Annotated in this window: 15 protein-coding genes; 5 read left to right on the plus strand and 10 right to left on the minus strand. The window is 71.2% G+C overall.

Annotated elements, in window-relative coordinates; genetic code table 11:
- Positions 1–16: 16 nt before the first annotated feature.
- Positions 17–1,840, minus strand: a complete 1,824-nt coding sequence (locus tag P2T62_RS13255; protein ID WP_276257554.1) for a YcaO-like family protein — start codon at positions 1,838–1,840, stop codon at positions 17–19.
- 157 nt (positions 1,841–1,997) lie between these two features.
- Here P2T62_RS13255 and P2T62_RS13260 point away from each other — a divergent pair, with 157 nt between their 5' ends.
- Positions 1,998–2,291 carry a DUF5789 family protein gene (locus P2T62_RS13260; RefSeq protein ID WP_276257555.1) on the plus strand — a complete coding sequence of 98 codons (294 nt, stop codon included), beginning with the start codon at positions 1,998–2,000 and terminating at the stop codon, positions 2,289–2,291.
- A gap of 64 nt (positions 2,292–2,355) precedes the next feature.
- Here the strand turns inward: P2T62_RS13260 and P2T62_RS13265 are convergent, their stop codons facing one another.
- Complete coding sequence (locus P2T62_RS13265; protein ID WP_276257556.1) at positions 2,356–4,578, minus strand: beta-glucosidase; 2,223 nt, start codon at positions 4,576–4,578, stop codon at positions 2,356–2,358.
- A gap of 140 nt (positions 4,579–4,718) precedes the next feature.
- Between P2T62_RS13265 and P2T62_RS13270 the strand changes: the two genes are divergently transcribed.
- Positions 4,719–5,171, plus strand: a complete 453-nt coding sequence (locus tag P2T62_RS13270; RefSeq protein WP_276257557.1) for a DUF302 domain-containing protein — start codon at positions 4,719–4,721, stop codon at positions 5,169–5,171.
- Positions 5,172–5,276: 105 nt separating this feature from the next.
- On the opposite strand, the gene P2T62_RS13275 is transcribed toward P2T62_RS13270, so the two are convergent.
- From P2T62_RS13275 to P2T62_RS13295, 5 genes are all read right to left on the minus strand, one after another.
- Complete coding sequence (locus tag P2T62_RS13275) at positions 5,277–5,567, minus strand: hypothetical protein (RefSeq protein ID WP_276257558.1); 291 nt, start codon at positions 5,565–5,567, stop codon at positions 5,277–5,279.
- 56 nt (positions 5,568–5,623) lie between these two features.
- A complete protein-coding gene (nreA, locus tag P2T62_RS13280) occupies positions 5,624–6,982 on the minus strand; it encodes a DNA repair protein NreA (RefSeq protein WP_276257559.1) in 1,359 nt (452 codons plus the stop codon).
- A 106-nt stretch (positions 6,983–7,088) separates the two neighbouring features.
- On the minus strand, positions 7,089–8,435 hold the full coding sequence (locus P2T62_RS13285) for an MFS transporter (RefSeq protein WP_276257560.1): 1,347 nt from the start codon (positions 8,433–8,435) through the stop codon (positions 7,089–7,091).
- On the minus strand, positions 8,436–9,422 hold the full coding sequence (locus P2T62_RS13290; protein WP_276257561.1) for a DUF368 domain-containing protein: 987 nt from the start codon (positions 9,420–9,422) through the stop codon (positions 8,436–8,438).
- The gene (locus tag P2T62_RS13295) at positions 9,422–12,556 is read right to left on the minus strand and encodes an oligosaccharyl transferase, archaeosortase A system-associated (RefSeq protein ID WP_276257562.1); all 3,135 of its coding nucleotides are present in this window, start codon (positions 12,554–12,556) and stop codon (positions 9,422–9,424) included. The genes P2T62_RS13290 and P2T62_RS13295 overlap by 1 nt, the downstream gene beginning before the upstream one ends.
- Before the next feature lie 169 nt (positions 12,557–12,725).
- On the opposite strand from P2T62_RS13295, the gene purM reads away from it, so the two are divergent.
- On the plus strand, positions 12,726–13,808 hold the full coding sequence (purM, locus tag P2T62_RS13300) for a phosphoribosylformylglycinamidine cyclo-ligase (RefSeq protein WP_276257563.1): 1,083 nt from the start codon (positions 12,726–12,728) through the stop codon (positions 13,806–13,808).
- 61 nt (positions 13,809–13,869) lie between these two features.
- Positions 13,870–14,907, plus strand: coding sequence for an aldo/keto reductase (locus P2T62_RS13305; protein ID WP_276257564.1), 1,038 nt, complete (start codon positions 13,870–13,872; stop codon positions 14,905–14,907).
- Between the two features lie 556 nt (positions 14,908–15,463).
- Here the strand turns inward: P2T62_RS13305 and P2T62_RS13310 are convergent.
- The 3 genes from P2T62_RS13310 to P2T62_RS13320 form a co-directional block, all read right to left on the minus strand.
- Positions 15,464–16,012 carry a CBS domain-containing protein gene (locus P2T62_RS13310; protein WP_276257565.1) on the minus strand — a complete coding sequence of 183 codons (549 nt, stop codon included), beginning with the start codon at positions 16,010–16,012 and terminating at the stop codon, positions 15,464–15,466.
- Positions 16,013–16,443: 431 nt separating this feature from the next.
- Positions 16,444–17,049, minus strand: a complete 606-nt coding sequence (locus tag P2T62_RS13315) for an RPA family protein (protein ID WP_276257566.1) — start codon at positions 17,047–17,049, stop codon at positions 16,444–16,446.
- Between the two features lies 1 nt (position 17,050).
- Positions 17,051–17,986: a replication factor A gene (locus P2T62_RS13320; RefSeq protein WP_276257567.1), complete on the minus strand. Its 936-nt coding sequence runs from the start codon at positions 17,984–17,986 to the stop codon at positions 17,051–17,053.
- A 251-nt stretch (positions 17,987–18,237) separates the two neighbouring features.
- Between P2T62_RS13320 and P2T62_RS13325 the strand changes: the two genes are divergently transcribed.
- Positions 18,238–19,827, plus strand: coding sequence for a lipopolysaccharide biosynthesis protein (locus P2T62_RS13325; RefSeq protein ID WP_276257568.1), 1,590 nt, complete (start codon positions 18,238–18,240; stop codon positions 19,825–19,827).
- The last annotated feature ends 21 nt before the right edge of the window (positions 19,828–19,848 follow it).

The following is a 19,848-nucleotide window of genomic DNA, read 5'->3' on the forward strand; positions in this document are numbered from 1 at the left end:
CGGCAGCCTGCCCCGCTCAGGGGAACGGGTGGTGTGCCCGGTCGAGACGTGACTCGCAGCCGAACGTCCCGGGCACCTCGCGGGCCCGCTCGCCGAAGTAGGGCGTCCCTGTGAACAGTGGCTGGGCCCCCGGAACCAGCACCCGGACCGCCTCGAAGCCGAGCGTCTCGACGTCACGCGTCGTCAGGCGGGCGGCGTACGCGTCGAGGCCGACCTCGTCGAGTGCATCGAGCAGTGCGTCCAGCCCCGCGGCACCCGTCGGCGGGTCCGCCGGGCCGACCGAGCCCAGCGGGACGGTCGTCTCGGGGTCGCAGAACGCCTGCACGTCGCGCGGGAGGTCAGCCGCCCGGGCGACGGTGGGTTGCTGCTCGGCGGCGCCCTGCCGGCCCATGCCGCGGAGCTCCATCCAGTTCTGCAGCGCCTCGGCTAGCGCGTCGCGCGCGGCCACGGCCGGGTCCAGGTCGGCCGACATCCCCGCTGCGAACGATGGCCAGTCGCCACTATCGCCGCCCGGGCCCCCGTCACGCTGGACCGCACAGGCGACGACCGGAACGTCGACGTCCTGCGTGAGCAGGAGCGCCGTCGTCTCCAGCCCCTCCGAGCGGGCCCGCCGCCGCAGCGTGTCGAAGGTCGCGAGCGGGCCGTCCTCGCCGGCGCGTGCCAGCGCGTCCGGCTGCACGGAGAGCCCCATCGGCTCGTAGGTGGAGTACCACGCCAGCATCGCCGCGTCGCGCTCGATGGTCTCGGAGAGCCCCGAGAGCAGCGCGTCGACGCCGCTCCCGAAGCCCAGGCCTGTCGTGATGGCCGGGCGGTGGTGGGCACCCCTCGGCGGCGGGAAGACGACGAACTCGGCCGGGAGCCAGGCGCGCTCGCGGGTCGCCAGGTCCTCGCCCGCGACCCAGGAGATGGGTTCGCTCGGATCGGGCGCGTGCCACCCGCCGTCGGCGTCCTCGCCGTCGGTCACCGGGCGGACGAACGCCGAGGGCGGGACCGCACCCTGGACCCCGGCGGCCGGCGCGCGCTCGAAGTCGGCCGTGCGGTAGACGGCGGCGGTGTAGCGTTCGAGTCCCTCGCCCAGCGCCTTCCCGAGCGCGCCGTTCCAGTCGGCCGCGACGCCGGCCGCGAGCCCGCCGGTCGTCCCGTCGCTGAACCCGCTCGTCCCCGCGAGTTCCGACAGGTAGTACGGCGCCGGGAACGACTCGGCCTCGCTGATCTCGGCCACGGGCCCGAGCCGGCGGTCGACCGCGCGCTCCAGCCGGTCGACCGACTCGTCGAGCGAGCGGTCGACGGCGGTGCGGTCGAGGGCCGGACCGGGCGCGTCACGCTCGCAGGCACAGCCCGGTACCGGGAGCAACTGGCGCTCGGCATGAGGGACCTCGACGACGCTGCCCAGCGTGGCCGTCTCGCGGCCGGCGACGAGGTCCGCGGCCGCCCGGCCCGCGAGTGCACCGGCGAACCGGGCCGTGGTCGGGGGCACCGACGCGGTGCCGTCGGCGATTCGTCCCGCCGCCTCCTCCCCGAGCCCCGCCGCCACGCGCGTCCGGAGACAGTCGAAGCAGGCCGTCCCGGCGCCGAACCCGCCGACCGCGGCATCCACGCCCTGGATCTCGTGCCCGCCGACACCCCTGAGTTCGACCGCCAGCCACGGCGTCCCGGCCTCGCGTGCGGTGCCCGTCGCCGTCTCGAAGGCCTCTGCCCCCACCGGCGCCACGACGACGCCGAGGTCGCCGCCGTCGAGTTCGCTCGGCGCCGTCCGGTCGACCGTGGCGTCCGTGTCGGCGAGCGCCGCCGCGACGGCCTCGGTGGCGGGCCCCTCGCCCGCGAGTCGGACCTCGCTCACGGCTCGGCCCCCGGTCGCCGTCGCGGCACACCAGTCTCGTACATGGCACAGGTCGCGGCCGGACGGGACGTGTCGTTTGTGGTCGCGGGCGTGCCGGGGGGCACCGACCACGCTCCGGCTTCGAAAACGGTATGAGCGAACCCGTGAACACTCGACCATGAGCGACGAGGACGAGGAGACCGAGGAGGAGCCCGCCGTCGAGCTCGGCGAGGGTGCCGACGTCGAGGGCGCGCCGCTCGCACGGGTGACCCACCGACTCCACTACGGCATCGAGCACAGCGAGGTCGTCCGCCGAGAGGGGGACACCGTCATCCGGACCCCCGACGGTCCCCGCGAACTCGGCGACGTGCTCGCGGAGACCGACGAGACCTACTTCGACACCCGCAACGCGCTCGAGAGCGCCGTCGAGTCCGTTGTCGGAACGGGCCCGGTCCCGACCGCCGAGGACTGACACCACGGGAGCCGGAAATCCAACCCCGGCGGCCCGATGGCCGCCATTCCGGCGACCACTCCCCCTACTCTCCGACCGGGACCGTCGTCTCGACCCTGGCGTCCCGCGACGACCGTCCGACCGCCAGGTCGTGCGTTCCGGCGTCGAGCCGCCACGACCCGGCCGCCGTCTCGTAGTAACCGAACGCCCGCTCGTCGAGCGACAGCGTCACCTCGCGCGCTTCGCCCGCATCGAGACGGACGGCCGCGAACCCGGCGAGTTCCCGCGGCGGGCGGGGGACGGGACTCGAACGCGGGCTCGCATAGGCCTGCACGACCTCGCGGCCGGCGCGGTCGCCCGTGTTCTCGACGGTCACCGTCACCTGACCGTCCGGCGTGTCGACCGTCCCGTCGATTCCATCGTACGCGAACTCGGCGTAACTCAGCCCGTGCCCGAACGGGAACAGGGGTGCGACCCCGCGCTCGTCGAAGCTCCGATAGCCGACGAAGACGCCCTCGGTGTACCGGGATTCGAGGTGGCCCCTCGCGCCGACGACACCGGGGTACTGGGCACGTGCGTTCGCGGGGTAGTCCCCGGCGGCGCGGCCGAAGGTAACCGGGAGCCGACCGCCAGGGTCGGCGTCGCCGTACAGGACCCGCGCGAGCGCCCGGCCGGCCTCCTGCCCGGGGTACCAGGCCTCGACGACCGCGTCGACGGCCTCCAGCCACGGCATCTCGACGGGGCCACCCGTCTGGAGCACCACCACGGTGCGGTCGGCCGCGGCCGCGACGGCGGCGACGAGACGGTCCTGCTCGCCGGGGAGCGAGAGGTCACGGTCACGGCCCTCGGTGGCGCCGTCCTGTACCACGACGACGGCCACGTCCGCGCGCTCGGCAGTCGCGACCGCCCCCTCGGCGGTCGGCTCCGTGCCGCCCCGTCGGAAGCGCCCGAGGTCGATGTCCACGTCGGTCATCGAGGGGCTCCGGACCGGTGGCAGTCCGCGCGCCTCCAGGACCCGCCCCTCGCTCCGGTCGCGGAGTCCCGCCAGCGGGCTCACCGTCTCCGTCGGCGTCACCTCGGAACTCCCGCCGCCGCCGGTCTTGGCCTCGTGGACGTTCGGCCCGACCAGCGCGACCGTGGCGTCGTCGGCCAGGGGGAGCACGGGGTCGCCGTCCGGGGCGTCGTTCTTCAGGAGGACCGTCCCGCGTGTCGCGGCCTCGGCGGCGAGGTCGCGGTGGGCGTCGTAGTCGGCCTCGACGGTCGGGCGGTCGCCATCGAGCGCCCCGACGCGCTCGTGGAGGCGGAGGACCCGACGGACCATCTCGTCCAGCCGGTCCGCCGGGAGGTCGCCCCGCGCGAGAGCGTCCGGCAGCGAGTCGGCGAACAGCGACGGAACCGGGTCGGGCATCCCGTGCGGCGTCGCGTGGCGGTTCATGACCCACGCGGCCCAGTCCGCCGGCCCCGGGAGCGGGAGGGCGTCCGGCCAGTGGTCGCGCAGTCGGGCCAGCCGCTCGCCCCGCGAGTCCGCCATGGCCACGAGGTCGACCGCGTCGACCCCGGGCATCTCGAGGTCCAGCCCCGCGCGGGCCGCCGCGAGGCCGTCGTGGACGCCCCACCAGTCGGACATCACCGGGCCGTCGAAGCCGAGTTCTCCCTTCAGTACCTCCGTCAGCAGGCGCCCGTGCTGGCAGGCGTAGGTCCCGTTCACGCGGTTGTAGGCGGCCATCACGCTGGCCACGTCGGCGTCGACGGCGGCCTCGAACGCGGGCAGGTACAGCTCCCGGAGCGCCCGTTCATCGACCAGCGCGTCGACGGTCGTCCGCTCGTGCTCCTGGTTGTTGGCGACGTAGTGCTTGACCGTCGCGGCGACCCCCGCCGACTGGATGCCCTCGACCGCCGCGGCCGTGTGCCGGGCCGTGTGGACCGGGTCCTCGCCGTAGTACTCGAAGGTGCGCCCGCACTGCGGGACTCGGACGAGGTTGCAGCCCGGGCCCAGGAGGACGTCGATGCCTCGGTCACGCGTCTCCCGGCCCATCGCACGGCCGACCCGTCGCACGAGGTCGGGGTCGAAGGCGGCACCGACCGCGACGGCCCCCGGGAACGCCGTCGCCGGGGCGCCCCGGACCCCGACGGGGCCGTCCACCAGTGTCAGTTCGCCGATGTCGTGCTCGGGGACCGGCGGGAGGTAGCCCGAGGTCCCTTCGGGGACGGTCCCGCTCTCCGCGGCGGCGCCGCGCACCAGGGACAGTTTCTCGCTCCGTGTGAGGCCCTCCACGAGCGCATCGAGATGTCCTGTGTCCTCGGCCATAGGGTGTCACCGCACCCGCAGGTGTTGTATCCACTCCCGCAGTTCTGCGGCGCCGCGCCATCCCGACCGCTCGGTACAGCCTTGCACTCCGAGCACATATCTGTCGGAACCGTTTTCCGGTCGCCGGCCCACGCTCCGGTATGGTGCTCCCCATCGACCCGACGAAGCTGGACGGCGACGACATCGGCGAGAAGCGCGCGACGCTCCACATGGACCACGAGGAGGCCGTCGAGCACGTCCGCGAGGCGTTCACGCAGGAGGGCTTCGGCGTCGCGACGGAGTTCTCGCCGTCGGACATGCTCAACGAGAAGATCGGCGCCGACCGCGACCCCTACTACGTGCTCGGCGCGTGCAATCCGAACATGGCCGACCGGGCGCTCGACGCCAGCGACAACCGCATCGGCGGCCTGTTCCCCTGCAACGTCGTCGTCTGGCAGGAGGAACCCGGCGTCCAGGTCGTCTACCACGTCTCCATCATGAAGGCCGCCCGGCTCCTCGGGATGGCCCCCGACGACGAGACGATGGCCGATATCATCGCGGATACGGGTGAACTGGTGGAGGCTGCGTGGGCGAACCTGGACACGGCGGAGTAGCTCGTTTCCCCGAGGCATTGATCTGTTAGAGAGTATACAAACGAAGAATCCCCAATATTATTCAAGAATTCGCGCTACCAGCCGAAAATACCTCAGCTTCGATACCTACTCTCGATTCTCGCCAACGCCGACCGCCCGTTCCAGTTCCTCGACGCGGTTCTGGAGGTCCTCGAGTTCAGTGACGCGGTCGTCGAGGTCGTCGACGCGGGCCTGGACGCCGCCGACCTCGCGCTCGACGCGGTCGAACCGCTCGTCCATGCTCCCGCCGCTCTTCGTCCGGTCGACGAAGTAGTAGAACCCGCCGATGACCGCCAGCAGGATGGCGATACCGAACAGCAGGTTCAGCGCGATGATGAGCAGTTCGGGGCCGCCAGGGACCTGGAGAGGCATGAGCATCGTTCGCGACAGCACTCGGTAGCGACAAAAAGCCAGGGCCCCCGTGACCCGCGGCGTCACTCGAAGTCCGAGAGCGTCGTATCGCCGCCGGCGTCCCGGTCGAGCGTCCCCCCGTCACCGACGGTCCCGCTGGGGTCGACACCGCCGCCGTTCCCGAAGGCGTTCAGCGTCGACTGCAGGCCGGCGACCATCTCGGACTTCCGCCGGAGCGTATCCATCGAGACGGGCAGACGCTCGCCCACCTCACGGACGGCGTCGTGGAACGTCTCGGCGACGCCCGGCGCGCCGTCGCGGAAGGCGTTTCGGACGGTCTCGCGGACCTGCCAGACGCCGGCGGGCCCCCAGTAGTCCTCCGTGACGTGGCGCAGTATCAGCACCTTCGCCTGTCGGTCACGGTCGCGGAGGTGTTCGAGCACCCCGAGGCGCGAGGCGTAGTACGCCCCGGAGGTCTCATCGACGTACGTGGTGCGGCCCTCGAACCCCTCGCGGTCGGAGGCGACGCGGTAGCCGCGGTCCTCGTGGGGGTTCCAGACGCTGCCGGGCGCCTTCATCTCGACCAGTTCGAACTCCCAGTCGCCCGGCGCGAGCAGCACCCAGAACCGGTTGCCGAGGAACTCGTTGTACCAGACCTCCACCTCGTCGACGGAGGGGGCGTTCTTCAGCCCGCCGCGGAGGAAGCCGCCGATGGTGTCGTCGACGGCCGTGATGGACCAGCGGGTCGGGACCATCCGGCGCTCCTGGGTCTGCCCCAGCGCGCCGGCCGAGAGGATGGTCTTGACCTCGTAGACGTCGAAGCCGCGGTTGTAGAGGTAGCTCATCGCGCCCTCTGCCTTCCAGTCGTCGTCCTCCAGGGTCTTCTCGACGGCGCGGGGGACGTGCGGGTTCTCCGTGAGTTCGGCGTGTTCGGCCTGTGCGCGCGGCCCGGTCGGCGTGGCGATGTCGTCGAACCCCACGTCGAGGTCCAGGTCGAGCGGGCCGTCGAGGCCGACCTCCACGTCCACGGGGCGGTCCGCGATGGCCACCTCGCGCTGGACGCCGGTGAAGCCGGTCCACTCGTCGGCGACGTGGACGTTCGTCCGCTTGGTCGAGTTCAGCAGGTTCGTGCGCGCCTCGAACACGTCCTCGATGCCGAACCCCTCGCGGTACCAGTGGCTCCCGGTCTCGTACCGCTCGGCGCGCTCCTCGTCGCCGACGGGCGCGAGGACGCCGGCCGTCACGTCCGGGTACTGGCTCCGCCCGACGAAGATGGACGGCGAGGTGGAGCCGAACAGGGAGTCACCCTGGGCCACCTCGTCGAAGCGCCGCTGCACCTCGTCGAGGTGGTCCGTGATGGCGTAGGACTTCTCCTCGGCGAGCTGGCGCTTCAGCGCCTCCGTCCCGTCGTCCAGCCCGTCCATGAACTCGTCGAGGCGCATCGTGATCTCGTCCCCGACTCCGACCGCTGGCCTGTTCAATCGTTCGGCAGCGGAGTGGAAGTGGTCTGACCGCGGGCAGCAGGGCGAATGGGGGCAGAGCTGTCCGTCAGTCCGCCTCGAAGACGCCCGCGTCGTCGGTCGCTCTGCCGTGCGCCCGCCCCGCGAGCAGTCCGAGGGGGAGGCCCGCGATCGTCCCGGCAGCCGCCGTCCCGAGCAGGACGTACCGGACCGCGGTCTCGAAGCCGAAGACGGGCGTGGCGACCGCGATGACGCTGCCGAGCGCGAGCGGCGCGGCCGTCGACCCGAGTCGGCCGGCCGACTCGCCGATGCTGACGAGGCCCCCGCGGGCGCTGGCGTCCGCCAGGCCGGTGACGGTCGACCGGTAGAGGGTGAGGACCGTCCCGAAGCCGGCGCCGACGAGCGCGGCACCCACGGCTGCGACGGGGAGCGAGTCCGCGAACCCGAAGGCGGCGAGCCCGGCGCCAAAGACGGCCATCGTAGCCACGAGCGGTATCCCTCGCCCGTCGAAGGCTGCCGTGAGGCGTCCGACCTGCGTCCCGCCGACCGCCGAGCCGACGCTCGCGAGCCCGACGACCAGCCCCGCGACCCCGGGCGTGGCACCCAGCAACCGGCCCGTCACCACCGAGGCGTAGGTCAGGAAGGCGAACCAGAGGAAGGAGGGGACCGCCCGACCCAGGAGCGCCGCGACCACCAGCGGGTCCCGCAGCCGCTCGACGAGCGCGCCCGCAGTGGCCTCCGGCACCGGCTCGTCGCCATCGTCACCGGCGTCGGTTGCGCCCGTCGGCTCGTCGAAGACGAGGAGGACGACCAGCGCGACGGGGAGCCCAAGCAGGAACAGCAGGAAGGGGAGCCGGAAGTCCCGCGTCACGAGGACACCGGCGAGAACCGGGAACAGTGTCAGCGAGAGCCCGACTGTGGCGAAGCGGACCCCCTGCGCGGTCGCCTCGCGCTCGCCGGCGAACAGGTCTCCCACGCTCGCGATGAGTACCGGCCCGATGCCGCAGTAGCCGATACCCTGGACGAGTCGGAGGCCGACGACGATGCGGAAGTCGGCCGTGAACGCGGCCGCGCCGCCCGCGACGCCGAACACCGCGAGTCCCGCAGCGAGCACGGGACGGCGCCCGATGCGGTCCGAGAGCGCCCCCACGAGCGGGATGGCGACGATGGAGGGCGCGGTGAACGCGGCCATCAGTAACCCGACACGCGCGACGGAGACACCGTAGGGCGTCGCCAGCGACTCCAGCACCGGCGAGACGACCGACGCCCCCATCGGTGAGACAACGCTCCCGAGCAGGAGGATCTGGAACGTCCGGTCCCGGACCACGTCGGCCTCGTCGCCGAACAGGCGGGCGAGGAGACGGGCCACCGGGCCGCGTGCCGCGTCCGCGCTGCCGGCCGCCCCTCCATCATCGTCAGCGGGCGCCTCGTTCATCTACAGCCCGAGGTCGGCCGTGACGTGGTCCAGTCCCAGCACGAGGACGGCGCCGACGAGCCCGGCGACGAGGAGGAGTGCGACGGTCTCCGGCGTGAACTGCGTGGTGGCGTCGGTGATCTCCCGGGCCGGGAGCCGGAGCGCGCCGACCATCAGGCTCACGAGGAAGGTCAGCGTCGCGGCGCGGTAGTGGTCCAGGGCCCACCGGATGACGTGGGCCACGGTCAGCAGGCCGACAGCCGCGCCCGCACAGAACGTGACCACGACGCTCCCGGCGGCGGCGAGTCCGCTGCCACCGCCGGTGACGGCCGCGAGCAGCGCGTCCACGAAGTCGCCCAGTTGCGTAATCATGTACTCGTACTGCCCCAGCACGAGCAGCAGGAACGACCCGCTGATGCCCGGCAGGACCATCGCCGTGACGGCGATGGCACCCGCGAGGAAGACGACCGGGAGGGTCGAGGGCAACGCCGCCGCGATGGGCCCCGTCAGGAGGAACGCGGCGACGACGCCGATGGCCGCGACGGCAAGCCGCCGTGGCGTCCCCACGTCGACCTCCCCGTAGAGTACGATGGCGCTCGCGGCGATGAGGCCGAAGAAGAACGCGAACGTGGGCGCCGGGTGCCGCTCCAGCAGGACCTCCAGCACCCGCGAGAGGGTGACGACGGCCGTCACGATCCCCCCGCCGAGTGCGAGCAGGAAGGGAACCTCCATCTCCCGCAGGCGCTCGACGAGCGCCGTCCGGCCCGCGCTCGTGTGGACGTCGCCGAGGAGGAGCACGGCGAGCGGGTCGAGTTCGGTGATGGCGGTGACCAGCCGCTCGTAGACGCCGACGATGAGCGCGACGGTGCCCCCGGAGACGCCGGGGACGGTGTCCGCCGCGCCCATCGCGGCGCCCTTCAGGTAGACCGACAGCCACCACGGGAGGACGGAGGCCTCCCTGCTCGTGTCGACCGTCTGCTCGGTGCCCGACGATTCCGGCTCCGCCATCAGCGGAGCGCGGCGAGCGGCGTCGTCAGCCAGGCGGGCGGTGCGAGCGACTCGGACGGCGTCGCGGTCGGCGTGGCGGCCGGGGTCGCCGTCGGCGTCGACGTGCCGGTCGGCGTCGGTGTCGACGAGGTCGAGTTCGTGTCCGAGCCACCCGAATCCGTGGAATTCGTCCCGTCGGTCGGCGTGGAGGTCGAGTTCGTGTCGTTGTCCGCGGGCTCGTTGACCACGTCACCCTCCATCGTCACGGTCACCGGTTCGTCGTCACGGCCGATGACCTTCGCCTCGGAGACGGTCACGTTCGTCCCGTAGCGGGTGATGCTCTCATCGGTCTCCACCGTCGGCGCCGTGAACCGGTACGGCCCGGTCGCGCGGACGGAGACGTTCGTCCGACCCTCCTCGGGGCCGAACTGGTCGTAGCCCGTCGTCGAGTACGGCACCGTCATGGTGAACTCGCCGTTCGGCCCCGTCTCGGCCTCCTGTGTGTACGTGAACGTCCGGCCGTTGGTCGGAATCCGCATCCGGACCGTTGCGGTGACGTTCGAGTTCGCGGGGCCCTCGCCCTCGATGGTGGCCCCCTCGACCCGCTCGAAGGTCTTCAGGTAGGGCTGGGTCTCGATGGGTCGGGCCGCACGCTCGTTCAGCCGCGACCAGAGGGTGAATGCCCGGCTGATGGGCGTCTGGGCGGTCCGCTGGGAGGCCCAGACGAGCCGGTAGTGCTCCAGCGCGGGCACCGGCTCGCTCGGCTTGCCCAGCACGCCGCCGACCTGGGCGGTGCCGTCACGTCGGACGAACTGCTCGGCCGCACTCATGTTGGGGAACGTCCGGACGGGCTGGGTCGAGGCCGTGATGCCGGGAATGGTCGTCCCCCGGTAGTCGACGCGGGACCAGTCCGCGACGACCACGCTCCCGTCCTGGAACGTCGGCTCGGCACGGCTCCCGTGGAACTGGTAGAGTCGCGTCCGCAGACTCTCCATCGAGCGCTGGGAGTGGACGCCGTACCGCCCGACCAGCTGGCTGCTCCCCCGGGTCTGCTGGACGACGAACAGCGACTGCTGGAGGTCGCTGGAGCGCATCCCCCGCAGGCCCTCCTGGTCGATCTCGTTGTCCTCGCCGTACTCCTGGACGACGAACTCCCGGTTCGTCGTGTCGTACGCGTACCGGCGCTGGAACGCCGTCGGTGCGCCGAACTTCGCGGTGCCGGCGAGCCCCATCTGGTAGTCCAGCATCACGTAGCGGGTCTGCTCACCCGCCCCGCCGGTGTCGGCGGTCGCCTCGACCGTGTACGACTCGTTGGCCGAGAGCATGATGTTCGCGGCGTAGTTGGCGTTCTGCTGGAACGGGTTCGCGTTGGGGATCCGCTCGCCGAGGACGGTGATCCAGTGGCCGTAGTCCCACCACGCGAGGACACCGTAATCACCGGACCCGTACTCGAAGTCGTCCGTCCGGCTGTAGGTCCCGTAGTACCCCTCGTCGAGACCGGTCTCGGGGTTCTCGCCCCACTGACCCTCCTCGGGCGTCTCGTCCTGGAGCCACTCCAGTCCCGGCTCCCACTGGGCCGCGCTGGGGGAACCGCTCCCCCGTGCCTCGGCGGTGTCCAGCGCCGCGTTGGAGAACCCGCCCTGGCTCACCGTCACGGCGAGCGGGGCGGTGACGAGCAGCAGCGCCGCCACGACGGAGATGACCTGGTACCCCTCGATGTCGGTGAGGTCGGAGAGGTCGTAGAGCCCGAGCAGTTCGAACACCTCCTTCGCGAGGAAGGCGTTCAGCGCGCCGAGCGGGAGCACCATGTAGACCGCGAACCGCGTCATCGTGTTGGCCATCGCGAAGAGGAACAGCGACCAGACGACGACGAACAGGCCGGCCGGCGCGATGGCGTCGTCCTGCAGCGAGCGGTAGGTCAGCGCGACGAGACCGGCGATGCCGGTGAAGAACGCGAAGCCGAACGACTGGAAGAAGAACCCGATGGGGTCACCCGACGGCGTGACCTCGCCGATGGTCGAGGCGGTGTCGGTGACGCTGGTCCCGAAGACCCGGACGACCTGGCGCTGGAAGTAGCCGACCACGTCCGGGACGAGGAGCGCCGCGAGGCCGACGGCGACCAGCCCAAGCACGAGGAGGCCGACGCCGAACTGCCAGCGCGGCAGGTCACGGTCCATCGACTCCCAGGCGCGGCTCCCGGCGACGATGGCGATGCAGGCGATGATGCCCAGTCCAGCCACGAGCGGCTGCGTCAGCGAGAAGTCGATGGAGAGTTCGAGCGACTCCATCTGGATGATGCTCAGCAGCATCGTGACCCCGAGCGCCACGACGCCGACGATACCGACGTGGTCGGGGACCCCCCCGCGGATGAACGTCCCGAGGAGGTACAGCACGAGGAACAGGTTGACGATGCCGACGAGCACGACGCCCGGCGGCCAGACCCAGACGTACAGGCCGAGGCCGAGGCCCGCGAGCGCCGACCAGACGAGCGTCGGCCGGAGTGCGTCGAGGTCGCCAGCCGTGAACAGCTCCCAGATGGGCCGGTCGCGCTTCGCCACATCGAGGGCGATGAGGAGCAACGCCACGGCGATACCCATGAACAGCACCTCGGCGACCTGGTGGTCAGCCACGCCGACGAGGCCCCGCGTGAGGAACAGGCCGGGCGTCACGACGCCGACCAGCGTCGCGATGAGACCGCCCGCCTTCCCGCCGAAGCGTTTCCCGATGACGTACAGCGGGATGAGCGCCAGCGCGCCCATCACCGCCGGGGCGAACAGCGTGACCAGTTTCACCTGCTCCGCCGTCGGCGAGCCGAGCCCGTAGATGAGCGCGGCCGTCGCGACCAGCTGGTCGAACAGCGTCCCGAACGTGCTCGGGTTCTTGCCCACCGGGAACCCCGTCCAGGGGTCGAACGGCATCGCCGCGGGCCAGTGGTCGACCGTGTACTGGATCATCCGGTAGTGGTACCAGGGGTCGTTCCCGGAGAAGAGGATCTGGTCACCGCTCGTGTACTTCTGCCAGCCTCGTGTCCGCACCCAGAGCGAGAAGGCGACCAGCAGTGTCAGCAGAGGTATGTGGTACACCTCACGGAGCTTCTCCGTCGAGAGGTCGAGTTCCTCGACCTGCTCCGAGATCGACTTCGAGGACTGACTCATTGCCCGAACCGGGGGCCAAAACCCGCATAAGCCTTTTGCGATGGCCTCGCCGGCATGGAAACCACACACGGCCGCGTCCGGCGTGCTCTCTGCCGGAAGCGGGTGTCGAACGGGGGAAAACCCACCGGGGACCGACACGCCTTTGCAGGGCTCGCCCCCCCGCTCACCCATGACCGACCGTGGCGCGACCGGGGAGGACGACGCACCGGACGGCGAGGGCCCGGACGAGGTCCCCGACGAGGAGGGACTCACCTACGCCGACGCCGGTGTCGATATCGATGCCAGCGAGGCCGCTACCGCCGCGCTCGTGGGCGCGGTAGAGGGCGTCTCGGGGGACTACGCCGGCCTGCTCGACATCGGCGACCGCTACCTCGCGCTCGCGACCGACGGGGTCGGAACCAAACTGCTGGTGGCCGAGGCCCTGAGCGACTACTCGACGGTGGGTATCGACTGCATCGCGATGAACGTCAACGACCTCGCGGCCGCGGGCGTGACGCCGGTCGCGTTCGTCGACTACCTCGCCGTCGACGAACCCGACGAGAGGTTCGCCGAGCAGGTCGGACGGGGACTCCGCGCGGGCTGTGAGGCCGCCGACATCGAACTCGTCGCCGGGGAGACCGCCGTGATGCCGGAGGTCGTGACCGGGCTGGATCTCGCGGGCACGTGTGCGGGCCTCGCGACCGACGAGGACCTGTTCCCCGGCGAGGCCGAGGCCGGCGACGCCCTGGTCGGGGTCCCGTCCTCGGGCATCCACTCGAACGGGCTGACCCTCGCGCGGCAGGCGAGCACGCGCGAACACTCCTACACGGACCCGTTCCCGGTCGAGACGTACGGCACACCGAACTGCTCGCGCGTCGACGAGGGCGAGACGCCCCGCATCGGCGACGTACTGCTGGAGCCGACGCGCATCTACACCTACCTCCTGGACCCGCTCCGCGAGGCCGGCGCCCACGCCGCCGCACACGTCACGGGTGGCGGCTGGACGAACCTCACGCGACTCGGTGACTTCCGCTACGTCGTCGACGACCCGTTCGATGCCGACCCCATCTTCGACTTCGTGCAGGCGGAGGGCGGCGTCGACGACGAGGAGATGCACCGCACGTTCAACATGGGCACCGGCTTCGTCGCCGCGCTCGCCCCCGAGGACGCCGAGCAGGTGGTCGCGGCGACCGACGGCCGGGTCATCGGGCGCGTCGAGGACGCCGACGGCGACGAGGCGACCGTCGAGATCCGCGGGCTGACGCTCTCCTGACGGACCGCGCCCGAGCGCTGCGCGGCGGACAGTTATGCCTGCCCCGGGTGTAGCCCGTGGCATGACCGATATGCGATACCGACTGCTGGGCAACAGCGGCCTCCGCGTGAGCGAGTACTGCCTCGGGACGATGACGTTCGGCGAGGACTGGGGCTGGGGGGCCGACGAGGAGGGCGCCCGCGAGATGCTCGACCGCTTCGCCGACGCCGGCGGGAACTTCATCGACACGGCGAACAACTACACGAACGGCTCCAGCGAGCGGATGCTCGGCGAGTTGCTCGACGGCCGGCGCGAGGAGTTCGTCCTCGCGACGAAGTTCACCTCCGCGACCCGGCCGGGCGACCCGAACGCCTGCGGCAACGGGCGCAAGAACATGGCCCAGGCCGTCGAGGCCTCGCTGGACCGACTCGATACGGACTACATCGACCTGCTCTGGGTCCACGCCTACGACGGGATGACGCCCATCGAGGAGACGATGCGGGGGCTGGACGACCTCGTCTCGCGTGGGCTGGTCCACCACGTCGGCCTCTCGGACTACCCGGCGTGGGCCGCCTCGCGCGCCGTGACGCTGGCCGAGGAGCGCGGCTACGTGACGCCCTGTGCGCTGCAGATCAAGTACACTCTCACCGAGCGCACACCCGAGCGCGAACTCCTGCCGCTCGCACGCGAACTCGGCCTCGGCGTCACGCCCTGGTCGCCGCTCGACAGCGGCGTCCTCACGGGGAAGTACCTCGACGCGGACGCCGACGGCCGCCTCTCGACCACCGGCCGGGAGATGACCGACGAACAGGAGCGCGTGGCCCGGGCGGTCGTCGAGGTGGCCGACGACGCCGGCTGCTCGCCCGCGCAGGTCGTCTTCGCGTGGCTCGACGCCCGCGAGGCCGAGACGGGCGTCCGCTTCACACCCATCGTCGGCGCCACCACCCCCGAGCAACTGGAGGACAACCTCGGCGCGCTGGACGTGTCGCTCGCCGACGAGCACGTCGCGCAACTGAACGAGGCCAGCGAGGTGTCGATGGGGTTCCCCGGGGAGTTCCTGAACTCGGAGATGATCGGCGACATCATCCACAACGGGATGCGGGACCGCATCGATAGGTGAGCTGAAGCACGAATTATTGGGAAATTTTCCGAATTCGATCTTAAAAGAGTGGTCAGACAGTGAAAACCCACCACAGGTACGCGACTGCGGTCAGTTGAGCGGGCGCGCGCTGTCGGCTGTGCCGGAGGCCAGCCGCCGCGCTACGTGCGAGGGCTGAGCACCGCAGTGAGTGAGCGGAGCGAACGAGCGAGGAGCGCAGGCGGTTGGGGAGGGACGAGGCATACACTGTCCGACCGACGAACGTGCGGGCCTGGCGGAATCGAAGGGCGAGGGCTGTCGACCCGGTGAGGCGACGGTGAGCGCCGAAGGCGCGAACGACGGAAGACGAGCAACGCGAGTCTTCCGGAATAAGCACCGCAGGGAGCAACGTGATCGAGGAGCGTGGTTCGAGAGACGCCGTTGGCGTCTCTCGTCATCACGAAAGGCGGCGTTGCCGCCTTTCGAACGACAGCGAGCCGCAACCGGTCGAGAGCGCGAGGGCTTCGGAGCGGTTTCTGTCAGGGACGACCGTCCAACAGAGCAGGGGTGCCTCAGCCGAGTTCGGACCGACGTAGGATTATCGCAGGTGTGTCGCCACGTCGGCCTCGGTGATGATCCCCACCATCGCGCCGCTCTCCATCACGATGATGGCGGGGTTGTGGTCGAGGTAGTCGTTGATCTCGTCGAGCGTCGCATCGCGCCCCACCGTCACGATGGACTCGCTCATGGCCTCCGCCACGGGGATCTCGTCGACCTCGTCGGCGCTGTAGTGGCGCACGTCGGAGTTCGAGATGAGGCCCACGGGCGTCCCGCCCTCGTCCACCACCGGCAACTGCGAGAACCCGGCCTCGCCCATCAGGTCGATTGCCGACGCGACGCTGTCGTCCCGGGAGACGAACGTGAGGTCCTCGTTCATGATGTCCTCGGCGCGCTTGATGGCGCCCTCGGCCTCGTTCATCGCGTTGACGATGCGCCGGAGCGTCGACAGCCGCGGGTCCACGTCGCCGCCCTCGATGCGCGCGATGAGCGGCTGGGAGACGCCCGCCATCTCCGCCAGCTCGCTCTGGGTCATGTCGAGGTCCGTCTTCCGCCGCTCGCGCAACTCGGCGGCCGTCGGCAGTTCCATGTTCGGCTGATAACTGTGGGTTATCACTAAAGCGTTCGGGTGCTAGGTGTGACCTTCTTCGATTCCGCGAGCGCGAACAGTTACGACGTCCTCGTTCCCTCTCCCTCCAACACTCACAACAGCCACCTCTACGAAGCCCTCCCGCTCTGGACTCGCGCGCCTCGTTGCGCTCCTCGGTCGCTCGCTCCGCTCGCTCCCTGTGGTGCTTACGTCGGCGTGCTTCGTCCAGAGCGCTCGCCCTTCGATTCCACCAGGGAACGTGGAACGTGTCCCGGAGCGATGCCCCTGCCCTCCCCCAGGTCGCGCGGGTTCGGCCGCTCCGGGCCTCACCACGCGCTCCCGGCCCGGGAGCGGTCGGTGGACGAGCGTGTCGCTCTCGACGGTGAAGAAATCGCAGAACGGTTGGCGAACGCTACGAACCGCGGAGGCGGTCAGTCGGCCGCGTCGGGCGCTGGCGCCTCGGCCGTCTGGCCGTCGTCCAGCGACTCCAGCGCGGCGATGGCCTGGTCGCGGTAGGTGTCGACGGGCAGGTCGTACTGCTCGTCGGCCATCGCGGCGTACTCGCTCGTTTCGGGGTCGAACGCCTCGATGCGCTCGATGGTCCGCTCGGCTGTCTCGACGACCCAGCGGTCCCGGGTCGCCTGGTCGACGACCGTGATGGATTCGGGCCGGAGAGAGACGCGGATGTCCCCCTCGTCGGTCTCGTAGGTGCGTGGCTTGCCGACGATGGCGACGAACGCGGGCGTCTCCAGCTCGCGCAGCGCCGCGGCGGCCTCGGGCTGGTACTGCCCGGCGTACGTGAAGAACGTGCCCGTCGGGTCGACGATGCGGCCACGCCAGTACTCCGACTCGTCGCCGACGTCCTCGGTCTCCATCAGGGTCCCGACGACGAACACGCGGTTGGCGCGCTCGCCCGTGGGCAGGAGCGCGTACAGGGGCGCGCGGTCGTCTTCGGACTCCTTGAACGTGTAGCCGGCGTCGTTGAACTCGCGGGCGAACGCCCGGCGTGCGACCTCGCGGGTGGGGATGGAACTCATGTCAGATCGACCTCGCCTTGATCAGCGTCGCTTCGGCATCGACGGGCCCGTCGAGCCGCTCGGTCTCGTCGGCCAGGACGTACCGGCCGAAGGTCGGGCCGCGGACGCGGTAGTAGCGCCCCAGCACGCCCTCGCGCATCTCCTCGACCACGACCTCCGTGTCGAGCGCGTCCTTGGCCATGTCGATGGCCTCGTCCAGCCCGATGCCGGTGAGGTCGGTCGTGGCCTCCTCGTCGAAGATGACCTCCGTCACCTCGTCACCGTCGTCGAGGACGCCCTTGATGCGGAGGTCGTACTCGCCGTCGACCTCGCCGTGCTCGTTGCAGCGGCCGTTCTGGAGGACGCGCGTGCAGTCGGCCTCCGGGCAGCGCTTGACGAGGCCGCTCCCGTCCTGGATGTCGACGAGTGCGCCCTCGACCTCGGTCGAGTCGTCACCGACCTCGACGGTCTCGTCGAGTTCCGTGATGCTCGTGGTGCGGTTGAGCTTCACCGAGTAGTTGCCCTCGTACTCGTCGGTGACGACGTTCCCGAGCGCGTAGCTCTGACCCTCCTCCAGGAGGGGGAGGTCGCTGGTCTCGAAGGCGACGAACTTGATCGTGCCCGACTCGTCGCCGAGCAGGCCCACCTGCGCGACGGCGTCGCTCCGGGGCTCCCAGAGGTCGGCCACCGTCACGCGCAGGTCGACCCACTGCTCGTCCTGGTCGATCTCGTTGACCAGCAGGGAGGCGTTGCCGCCGCCACCGCCGCCGAGCTGGTCGCGCTCCATGCCCGCCTCGTCCAGGTACGTCGAGACGACGCTGCGCCGGGCCTCGTCGGCCGGCACCTTGTACTCGTTGACGAGCGTCTCGAGGCGCTCCTGGACGTCCTCGACGGTGATGTCGAGCTGGTCGGAGAACTGGTCGTGTACCTCTTCGGCGTGTCGCTGTAGGTCTGCCATGGTTGCTTCCCGCCTCCGCGTGTTTTCAATGGGAGGCGTACGCCGGTTGGCGCCCGATGGTATAAGAAGTTACGCGACCGGAGTGGAAGTGGAATCGTCGGCTTCGGAGCCCAGATATTCGCTCTAGCCGCCATCCACCTGTCCAGCGCCACAGCGCCGGCGGGCTATCAGATGAGCGCCCCGCGACCGGGTGCGTTGCCTGTTCACGTGCGACCGCAGCCGTCTTTCCGGCGGGTCCGCAACCACGGCGCGTGACAGGCGACGAGGCAACGCTGGGGGCCACCGGCGACCGGGTGGCGGACGCGGGCGTCGACGGGCCCGGCGACGAACCGCCGGCGGACCCCGCCGACGCCCGACTGGCGGACGCGCTGGAGCGTGTGGCCCACGGCGCCGTCGTCTCGGTCCCGGGCATCGTGGCCGAGCAGGCGTTGCGCGTCGCGTTCACGGCCGCCCTCACGAACGGCTTCTCGGCGGCGGGATACGGCGTGTTCGTCCTCGCGCGTCGCCTCCAGCAGTTCCTCCTGGCGATCGCATCCGGCGCGCGGACCGGGCTGAGCCGGTTCCTGCCCAACGCCGACACCGGGGTCGAGCGCGACCTCGTCGCGACGTTCGGGATCCTCCTGACGGTGGCCGTCGCGGCCGCGTTCGGGGCCGGCTGCTACCTCGTCGCACCGTCGCTCGCGGCGCTGGGCGGCCGTGGCGACCAGTTCGTCCTGTTCCTCCGTGTGTTCGCGCTGGGGCTGCCCGCGTCCGCCTGGCTGCTCGGCGTCACGGAGCTGCTGCGGGGGCTCGAGGAGGTGACGGCACTCACGGTCTCGTTGCGCCTCGGCTTCCCGCTCCTCCAGGTCGGGGTCGCCGTCGCCGGCGTGGTCGCCGGGGGATTGCTGTCCGTCGGTATCGGCGTGCTGCTCGCCGCCGGGCTGGTCGGGGTCGCCGCCGCCGTCTGGCTCGGCCGCGAGCGCGGACTCCGCCCCCGGCTCCGGGGCCCGGACGCCGGGGCGCTCCGCCGGCGGTACCTCCGCTACACCGCGCCGACCCTCGGCGGGACCGTCGCCACCAGCATCCAGCACTTCGGGTTCTACGTCCTGCTCGCGCTGTTCCTCGACGACGTGGCGGGAGCCGTCTTCGCCGTCGGCGCGCTGGTCGGGCTGGCCGTCCGGCTCCCGCTCATGGGCATCAACCAGTTCATGCCGCCAGTCGCCGCCGCGCTCCACGGGGACGACGCCCGCGAGGCCCTCGCCCGGCTCTACGGCGCGACGAGCCGCCTCGTCCTCGTCGGGGTCACGGCCCTTGCCGTCCCGGTCGTCGTCTTCCGTGCCTCCGTGATGCGGGTGTTCGGCCCGACGTTCGTCCGGTACGCCGACCTGCTCCCGGCCTTCGTGCTCGCGCAGTGGGTCGCCTGTGTCGCCGGCAGCGTCGGCATCCTCCTGCTGATGACGGACAACCAGCGCGCCTCGTTCCTCGTCAACGCCAGCCTGACCGGCGTCCTGACGGTCATCGCCGTCCCGGTGACGCTGCACTTCGGCCTGCCCGGCCTCGCGGTGGTCTACCTCCTGATGCTCTCCGCGAACAACATCGCCGAGGTGGGGGCCCTCTACCGACTGGAGGGCCTCCAGCCGCTCACGAGGGCCCACGCCAGACCGCTCGTCGCCGCGGTTCCGCTGACGGCCGCGACACTGGCGGCACGGACGCTACTGCCGGGACTCCCCGGCGTCGCCGTCGGGACCATCGTGGGCCTGGCGGCGTACGCGGCCGTCCTGTGGCGGCTGGGGTTCGCGCCGGCCGAGCGGCGACTCGTCGGGACGCTGGCCGCCCGCTACCGCGAGGCCCTCCGGACCTGAGCCCATCGGCCGGTCCGGGCG

It is taken from the genome of Haloglomus litoreum, from assembly GCF_029338515.1.
In the GTDB taxonomy this organism is placed as follows: domain Archaea; phylum Halobacteriota; class Halobacteria; order Halobacteriales; family Haloarculaceae; genus Haloglomus; species Haloglomus litoreum.